An 8,581-nucleotide genomic window follows, 5' to 3' on the forward strand; every position below is an offset into this window, starting at 1 on the left:
TATTTATTGCCTTTATTTTTTTTATTATCATCCGGATTTTATCTATTTTCCAATATTTTTTCCATCGATATTTTGTTTTTTTTGACTTTTGAACGTTTTTTATCTATATTTTTTTGGGAGATTTTAAAATTTCCTATCATTATTCATAGAAATCCAGGATCTTTCTGTCATAAATATCATTAATATGAAAGGGAGTTAGTCAATGAGAATTACCATAGCATATAATCTTCGAACCGACGATACAGAAGCCACTGCTGAACTTCTTACTGAATCGGACATTAAGCGCATATCGGATGCTATTATCAGCCTGCAACACACAGTCACAGTAGTAGAAGTCTCAGGTCAACCGAATAAGGTTATTGAACGCCTCATAGAAAGTGAGGCCGATCTTGTATTCAACCTGGCAGAGGGTACTATCGGCAGCTCGCGGGAGGCATTCTATCCTGGCTTATACGAACAAATGGGTATTCCCTTTACTGGTGGAAACGCATCACTACTTCACCTCAACCTTGATAAACATCTTGCCAAAACTGTTCTGGCATCCCACGGAATAAAGGTCCCACAAGGTGTTTTAATTACAGAGAAAGATCAGATCCTGCCGGACAATCTACAATATCCCCTGATATTAAAACCAAATTCAGAGGGATCAAGCAAAGGCATTACACAGGATTCGGTTGTGGAATCACATGATCAGGCTCAGGAAAGAATACACGGACTATTAGCACATTATCCCTCTGGCCTTGTAGTTGAAGAATTCATAGGCGGACGTGAACTGAGCGTCCCCTTCCTGGAAAGCTTTCCAGGGAAATTACTTGATATTGTGGAACACACATTTGACATGGATAAAATCGATGGTAAATACAATATATACGACTACGATATGAAACAGGGCGGAGAAGCAGCGAAATCAGTTAATGTTGTCTGTCCTGCGAGGATCAGCTCTCAGGAAGAAAAAGCAGTATTGAAAATGGCCCGTGATGTTTTTCAGATTATGTCCTGCCCCGATCTGGGCCGGGTAGATATTCGCTTACATACCAACGGTCAGCCTTATTTTATAGAACTGAATCCGCTTCCCAGCCTGCATCCCATTGCTTCCCTTATGACAGCTGCGAAATCCAGAGGTCTCGAATTCAGGGATGTATTGCGCCTGATAATACGCTCTGCCGCCCGCCGATACGGCCTTGCGATTAGATCGTCTAAGCAGCTGAAAGAAGACAAACAAACATCCGGTATATCCAGACCGACAGCCAGGGATCTGGGAATCCAAATTGGCCGTATGCGCCCGGGAATTAACAATGCAATCACCGATGTTAAGGGTGTCCGGGTAGGACATTTTTCCCGTATCGAAGATGGTATACCTATACCCGGGGGAACTGAAACAAGTTCCATACGTACAGGTGTAACGGCAATCATGCCTGCAGGACAGGCATATGCCAACCGCATTGCTGCCGGGGGATTTATACTCAACGGTGTGGGAGAAATGGCGGGACTAACCCAGGTTATTGAGACAGGTTGGCTTGAAACACCCATCCTTCTTACCAATTCTCATTCAGTTGGCCGGGTACATGATGGTGTTATCAAGCATATGATTAATAAGTATCCCCGTCTTGGAACCGAAACAGATGTGGTTCTGCCGGTAGTTGGTGAAGCCGATGATTCTTTCCTAAATGATATACGCATTGGTTCCTGCTCTGCTCAGGATACTATTAAAGCCATACAGGCGGCATCTCCAGGTCCTGTATTACAGGGATCAATCGGGGCCGGTACAGGTATGACCAGTTTTGATTTTGCCGGTGGAATAGGCACATCTTCCCGCATACTTGACCTTTCTGATCACGAAGCATTTACGATCGGTGTTCTTGTACTCTCTAACTTTGGGAAGATGAGAAACCTTACTATTGATGGCGCTGTTGTCGGCAGACAATTAGATGAAGAATTTGATGTAGCGGGCCGTCGAGAGGTGTCAGAGGGTTCTATTATCGTGGTAGTTGCCACTGACATTCCCCTCATAAACAGTCAGCTTAACCGGGTAGCCAAACGTGCTGCTCTTGGCCTTGGAAGAACAGGTTCTCATGCAGCTTCAACCAGTGGTGAAATCATAATTGCTTTTAGTACTGGCAACCGTAAACCACGGCAGACCCCTCCCAATAGTAAATTTATCAACTTAAAATGTATATCTGATTATCATATAAACCTGGTGTATGAAGCTGTAATTGAAGCGACTGAAGAAGCCGTGATAAATGCAATCTTTTGCTCAAATGGTATGAATGGAAGACAGCTGCGATGGTGTCCACCAATTCCTCATGAACGTATCATAGAACTATTAAAAAAAGGAAGAACAATTCATGAAAGTAATTGAAAAATATAACGACAGCCTACACAATCCCTATTGGAAATATCAACTGGGTAAGGAAGCATACGAAGTCAAAGATACTCCTCAACGTGTCGAATCTATCAAGAAATCACTTCATTCTGATGAACGCTTCGATTTTATTACAGCCAAACAGTTTCCCGATCGACTAATAACACAACTACACCCCTACCACGACTATATCAGGAACACAGCCTTAACCTTAAATAATGACGAAGAAGAATTTTACCCAGATCTTTTTCCCGGTGAGGGCGCCCATCTTAAAAAAAGAGATGATTCACCCCTATGGGGCGGAATTTGGTGTACTGACGCGGTTACTCCGATTAAAAGAAAAACCTATGAGGTTGCACGAGCCTCTGCTGAATCCGCACTGACAGGAGCTGAATTGATCAGCCAGGGCCAGGAAAAAACGGTTTATGCGCTGTGCCGCCCTTCAGGACATCATGCAGGTCCCCGTGTATTTGGCGGTTATTGTTATTTTAACAATGTAGCTACTGCTGCACAGTACTTATTAGCGAAAGGAAAGGTTGCTATAGTAGATATAGATTACCATCATGGAAACGGAACGCAGGAGTTTTTTGATGATATAAAGTCTATATTTACCGCTTCTATTCATGGTGATCCTGAAGATGAGTATCCCTACTTCTGGGGATATGCTGAGGAAACTGGAAAAGGCCAGGCTGAAGGAACGAATCATAATGAACCTTTAGCAAAGGGCACACAACTGAAAGAATACAGCAAAGCCCTGAAACGGATTCTCAAGAAGATTAAAGCATTTAATCCCGCCTTCCTTATCATTGCCGCCGGCTTTGATACCCATGAGACAGATCCCATTGGCAGTTTCAAAATTCGCACCGAGGATTACGAGACAATTGGCAAACAATTTAAGTCTCTGGATCTACCTACTCTGGTATGTCAGGAAGGCGGTTATAATACTGATGTTCTGGGAGAATGCGTGAAACATTTTCTTATCGGACTGATGTAAAATCGTGATTTATAAATGGAACTTTTGTTGACATATATTTAAATCCTGCTGACATCCTCCTCCTGATGAAGGAGGATATCGGCATATATCCTGTTCTTTAGGTATTTTATACTCATCTTATAATCACTAATACTATTTCTATATCCCCGGAGAATAGCTCAAGAGCTTGCAGATATTTTTGGTGTTTCACCAGCACGGTTTATTTGATTTAAATATTTCTAATCTCGATACAGAATCGAGTATTCCATATTGCAATAAAAACCAAATTTAAGTATTCATAACTTGTTTTCGTATATGTCTGAAATCCTGCCAGCGAAGCTGAAATTACAGGATTTATGCCATAGAAAATCAAATTCATGGAAATGTTAAATTGCCTTCTTAATAATTCCTTCAAATATATTGTCCCAGCCAATTACATTCATTTCATTACGAATGTAATTATCAGCTCCACCATAAATTAAATACACATTTTTTGATTTATAGGCTGAAATTCACTAGAATTAAAAGTAGGAGAAATTAATGAATAATTCAAGTATAAATAATCCACTGAATGCCATTGTGATGCAAAACGCATTTGAAAAATTGAATTGGGGATCAACAGACGTAAAAACCATTGAAAAACACATGCAGTCCGCTATCAATGAAGATCCTCTCTTAAAGGATCCAACACTTATCAGCGTGTCATTGACCAGTACTGATGACACTAAATTATTTGAGCTGATTGGCAAAGTAGGAGATCAAAAAGAGAAGGATCGGGTAGAGGAGATTGTTCGAAAAAATTCAGCAGATAACGCAAAGGTATAAAATTCACTCTCTATCAAGTAATTGTTTGCGTCTCTGAATAATACAGTGATGAGAACATTCTCAATAAATGACATATTTCTATGTCTGAACTAACAAAGAATTAGTATGGTTGTACTGCCGGGCATCAAAAAGCCGCTTTCACAGGCTGGGGCCGGACGTCCTGTCCGGCTTTCGCTCCAGGCCCTTTACATTTACTATAAATGCATCATTTTTTACCTGAATTACTTTTCCCATATTAAATTGTCACTGCTCTCTCAATCTTACCATGAACTGGATTTGTCCTGGCTTAGATGATGATCATAAAAGTTTAGCCACCTGGTTACTCTTTGAACCCGCGAGCAGCAGCGGTCTCATACTCCGGGGCTCGTGGGTTGTCGAGCTTTCCGTAATCGTCGGCCACAACCTGGTAGGCATTTGTTTTCCGACGGAGGTCTGCGGCATCGGGGCTGCTCACTCTACCCGCCAGAACGGGTATCCACAGTGTCATCCCGCTCTCGATATGGTCCGGATTTCGACGAGACAGATCTGATCTGTTCTCCCCATAGATAACCGGCCACCAGCCAGAATCACCCCATCTGGTCGCAGCAATGTCCCACAGCGTATCGCCGGGGACGACGAGAACCTCCATCACCTCAGCTTTTGCCATCACCGTGGGTTCCGGTTCTATAGGAGCTTCGGCTACGGAAACGGGTACAGGAGGGGGTTCCGGTTCTGCGGGAACGCCGGCGGCGGTATCATCCGCTGGTGCGCCGGTATCAGGAGCCTGATCAGTGGGTGCTGCCGCTGTATTTTCCGATGACATCCCGGTAGATACCACGGACACATCCTGAGGAAAGATCAAACTCTTTGAGGTGATGCCAATTGCAATCAGAAGCACTGCAATCAGTGCCAGTAAGATCCAGGCAACAGTTCTGATACGCCAGGTTGTTTTGTCCTGAGAGAGTTCCCTGATTCGCAACTGCCTGAAGGGCACGTTGACAGCAAGACGCAATGCGCTGTAGGGGCGAAAGTGGACACGTGAGTGCTCAGGAATTGTTAAAGCCTCGCCGGTGTTGGGATCATGCCCCGGCTGTTCGTCGGCGTGAGTCGTATGGAAACGGCCAAAACGATAGAGATGGATATCGCCGCCCGTCTCCAGTTCCCCACTCATGGTTATTGCTAACTGGTGGATATAGCTGTCTGCTTCGTCACGACTGACTTTGCCACGCCTGCCCACCAGCGCTGTAAAGGAGTGAAGTGTTATCTTGTTGTCACCGCTCATGTTGTCTCACCCGCTTCGTCCGAATCGATATCGTAAACCTCTTCACGGAGCAATGTCCCCGTACGAAATACGGGGACCCGCCGTTTAGGGAAAATCGCAAAGTTATCACTGACCGGCAGATAACCCCGGTGCGCATCGTATGTGGCTGTGTCGAAGGTACCAAGGTGAGGGATGGTGACCGAGTGTCCCTCCCTGAGGAGATTACGAATCTCCCGAAACGTTGCCTTCAACAATCGCTGGGACTGAGTTTTCGACATACCCAGCTCCTCTGCAACTTTTTCAATAAGCTCTGACTGGTTCATGGGCGCACCGCCTCGTAATGGTTGATATGTGAATAACGATACCAGGTGAAAGGCTTGATATCGTATCATCTAAACAGTAAATTATAGCACATTTTTGATAACTCTGCAGAGAAGGCTATGCCATTCAATCATTTGCCCCGGCAAATATAAAGAACATGACAGACAACAGTTTTTTAAAAAAAAATACTTCTATGCGATATCACAACCATTATCCGGGCTTGCTAAGAATCTTAGTTTCCCGTATTGTTACTATACATAAGAACGTTTAAAGGAGACTCTTAATGGAAGCGGAGAACTTAAAGTTTCGGGGTGGTTGGGGGATGGCATTTATTCCTCTAGCAGTTTTTTTCATTTTTTGTGTGCTGCTATTTTTAGTATTTCTTTCATATGATATGCATGCATTGGCGATGGGTGGATTTATCGGACTTCTCATCGGTGGGATGTTTGTTAAAAATTATGGAGAGTATTGGAAAAGCGTTATTTCCGGAATTGCATCTCCCAATTCGATAACTATTGTTGTCATTTTATTTGTTATCGGAATGTTTTCCCAGATGTTGAAAGACAGTAATGCCTCTGAAGGATTTATATGGATTGCCAGTAGAGTCCATTTAACAGGGGGACCCTTTGTAGCCTTTGTATTTTTCTCCTGCTGTTTAATTTCCACAGCAACAGGTTCATCAATTGGAACCATGTTTGCTGCTTTTCCTGTCTTTTTTGGTGCAGGAGCAGTCCTGGGAGCAAATCCTGCCATGCTTGCAGGGGCCATAACGTCAGGTTGTATTTTCGGTGATAATCTTGCACCCATTTCAGATACGACCATAGCGTCTGCATCCACTCAGTTGTTCAGGAATGGAGAAGCTGCTGATATCGCAGGTGTTGTTACCTCCCGTTTTAAATACTCTCTCGTTGCCGGTTTGATATCAATTATTTTGTTTGCGATTCTCGGTGGAGGAGGAGAAGTGGCATCAGATGTTGAGAGTATGGGAGATCCTTTAAGATTGGTCATGTTAATTCCTGTTGTTGGATTGCTGATAACGGCGGTAAAAAGCAGAGACTTATTTAAAGCCATTACAGTCGGGTTACTGTTAGGGATTGTTTCAGGACTCATATCCGGGATATTTACATTCCCGAGTCTTTTTTCTTCAAGTGGAGAACTTGGAAATAGTGTTACTGGTTTCCTTCCAACCGGTGTTGCCAGCATGATGTCTACAGTGACTCTGGTTATTTCAGTATTCGGTATCATGGGCGTTCTTCATGCGGCAGGTGCCATAGACAGACTGGTGAATGCAATACTGAAATCCAGGTTTGTTAAGAGTGATAGAGGTACGGAGTTGGCAATAACCATCGGTTCATGTGTGACTTGTATGATCTTCGGTGGAGTTACCAGTGCGGCAATATTAACGTTCGGGCCTGTAGTGAATGAGCTTGGAATGAAAAAAGGACTTCATCCTTACAGACGGGCAAACCTGCTCGACGGTTTTGTAAATACAATTCCCGTTGTTATTCCTTTTTTGAGTGTCTTTGTCTTTATTACAGTAGCTCTCTCAGGATTAGATCCGTTAAGTGTATCGAAAAGTATGCTTTATCCCCTTGTCCTTTTTGTAGTCTTGCTGTTTTCAGTAATTACGGGATGGGGTCGAATGCATGAAATCCAGGTAGCAGAAATATCCTGATAGAGTGTTAAACTCATAACAGTAAAATGTTAAAAAGTGCAGGGGACAGTCCTTATCCGGCTGATCCCCCTGCATTTATGAAAAAAGGGACACAAGCAAAGTTACTTATTCTGATTCAGGTTCCGAAGCATTACTTTAACATGGGGACCATTTTCATTTCGTTCCAATTCAAATGGCTCTCCCTGGGGACCAGGTTTGTCTGCAAGAAACGCATCAATGGCCTTTACATCTTCCAACTCAAGTCGGAGATCCAGTGTTGCCGAATTCCCTTCAATGTGCCGGCTGTTTCTGGTTCCGATGATAACCGCTCCCACTGCATCTTTCTGAAGAATATAGGCACTGCATATATTAGCAATCTGACAAGAATACCTGGAACTCAATTTCTTAAGTAAAATTAAAAGTTCCTGATACGTTGACCAGCCGCCGAAGTCGTCAATAATAATTCTGTATTTAACCAGGGATCTGTTATCTAATTCATCAGGCTCATTTTTACCAATCCATTGATCAGTTAAAAATCCGCCGGCCAATGTGCCGTAACATAAAAGAGCAATATCATTCTCTTTACAGTATTCCTGCATGCCCTTCTCCACCCTGCGGTCGAATAGAGAGTACTGAGCTTGCATACTGGCAATTAAAATCCCGGCCTCTACAATTTCTTTCGTCCGGATAGTATCGAAATTTGTAAGGGATACCTGAGAGATTTTTCCCTCTTTCTGCATTTTCTGGAGCTCAAACAGTGCTTCAAGATATCCAGGGATATCATATTCCCACCAGTGAAACTGAATCATATCAACCTGGTCAACTCCCAGGCGCTTGAGGGTCCGGTGGATGATTTCCCGGATGTTCTTCGGTTTCAGCTCCGAGAGCCCCGCCCTGTCAGGAACAAACTTCGAATGGAACTGAAGGTCTTCTCTATGGCCCCCTGCAGCCAGATGTTCTTTTAAAAAACTCCCGTAAAATTCCTCAACACCAGTGTAAATATCTGCACAATCAAATGTCGTAAAACCCCGTGCAACTAATTCATGAAAGGCCTTTACAACATCTTTTCTTTCAATTTCACTTTTTAAGGCATGTCCTTCCGACAGTTGCCAACCGCCATTTATGATACGGCTGAAGGAATAGCCATTCTTTAGTGTATATCGCTTATTCAAAGAGTATTCTCCCATTTAAGAATTTGATAATAAC

The 8,581-nt window shown here is 43.2% G+C and carries 7 protein-coding genes and 1 pseudogene; 4 read left to right on the forward strand and 4 right to left on the reverse strand.

Going from position 1 to position 8,581, the window contains the following annotated elements:
- Nucleotides 1-202 precede the first annotated feature (202 nt).
- The 3 genes from PF479_RS19605 (at nt 203) to PF479_RS19615 (ending at nt 4,160) form a co-directional block, all read left to right on the forward strand.
- Nucleotides 203-2,359, forward strand: a complete 2,157-nt coding sequence (locus tag PF479_RS19605; RefSeq protein ID WP_298010456.1) for a P1 family peptidase — start codon at nt 203-205, stop codon at nt 2,357-2,359.
- Nucleotides 2,346-3,356: a histone deacetylase family protein gene (locus PF479_RS19610; protein ID WP_298010459.1), complete on the forward strand. Its 1,011-nt coding sequence runs from the start codon at nt 2,346-2,348 to the stop codon at nt 3,354-3,356. The genes PF479_RS19605 and PF479_RS19610 overlap by 14 nt, the downstream gene beginning before the upstream one ends.
- A gap of 519 nt (nt 3,357-3,875) precedes the next feature.
- Nucleotides 3,876-4,160: a hypothetical protein gene (locus PF479_RS19615; RefSeq protein WP_298010462.1), complete on the forward strand. Its 285-nt coding sequence runs from the start codon at nt 3,876-3,878 to the stop codon at nt 4,158-4,160.
- 319 nt (nt 4,161-4,479) lie between these two features.
- On the opposite strand, the gene PF479_RS19620 is transcribed toward PF479_RS19615, so the two are convergent.
- The 3 genes and pseudogenes from PF479_RS19620 to PF479_RS19625 all read right to left on the reverse strand — a co-directional run bounded on the left by PF479_RS19620 (nt 4,480) and on the right by PF479_RS19625 (nt 5,792).
- Entirely contained in the window at nt 4,480-5,133 is a 654-nt protein-coding gene (locus PF479_RS19620) for a LysM peptidoglycan-binding domain-containing protein (protein ID WP_298010465.1), read from the reverse strand.
- Nucleotides 5,134-5,145: 12 nt separating this feature from the next.
- A pseudogene (locus tag PF479_RS20895) lies at nt 5,146-5,421 on the reverse strand (HU family DNA-binding protein); the annotation flags it as partial.
- Nucleotides 5,418-5,792: an HU family DNA-binding protein gene (locus tag PF479_RS19625; RefSeq protein WP_367277267.1), complete on the reverse strand. Its 375-nt coding sequence runs from the start codon at nt 5,790-5,792 to the stop codon at nt 5,418-5,420. The gene PF479_RS19625 and the pseudogene PF479_RS20895, both read right to left, overlap by 4 nt.
- A 212-nt stretch (nt 5,793-6,004) precedes the next feature.
- Here PF479_RS19625 and PF479_RS19630 point away from each other — a divergent pair, with 212 nt between their 5' ends.
- Nucleotides 6,005-7,396: a Na+/H+ antiporter NhaC family protein gene (locus tag PF479_RS19630; protein WP_298010471.1), complete on the forward strand. Its 1,392-nt coding sequence runs from the start codon at nt 6,005-6,007 to the stop codon at nt 7,394-7,396.
- A gap of 101 nt (nt 7,397-7,497) precedes the next feature.
- Here PF479_RS19630 and PF479_RS19635 read toward each other — a convergent pair whose 3' ends face one another.
- Entirely contained in the window at nt 7,498-8,547 is a 1,050-nt protein-coding gene (locus PF479_RS19635; RefSeq protein ID WP_298010474.1) for an aldo/keto reductase, read from the reverse strand.
- Between the last annotated feature and the right edge of the window lie 34 nt (nt 8,548-8,581).

The organism is Oceanispirochaeta sp. (assembly GCF_027859075.1).
Taxonomy (GTDB): domain Bacteria; phylum Spirochaetota; class Spirochaetia; order DSM-2461; family DSM-2461; genus Oceanispirochaeta.

Bases quoted from the DNA above. Each gene is read 5' to 3' on its own strand.
- PF479_RS19615 (WP_298010462.1), top strand. From the start codon at position 3,876: ATGAATAATTCAAGTATAAATAATCCACTGAATGCCATTGTGATGCAA.
- PF479_RS19630 (WP_298010471.1), top strand. From the start codon at position 6,005: ATGGAAGCGGAGAACTTAAAGTTTCGGGGTGGTTGGGGGATGGCATTT.
- PF479_RS19610 (WP_298010459.1), top strand. From the start codon at position 2,346: ATGAAAGTAATTGAAAAATATAACGACAGCCTACACAATCCCTATTGG.
- PF479_RS19625 (WP_367277267.1), bottom strand. From the start codon at position 5,792: ATGATACGATATCAAGCCTTTCACCTGGTATCGTTATTCACATATCAA.
- PF479_RS19605 (WP_298010456.1), top strand. From the start codon at position 203: ATGAGAATTACCATAGCATATAATCTTCGAACCGACGATACAGAAGCC.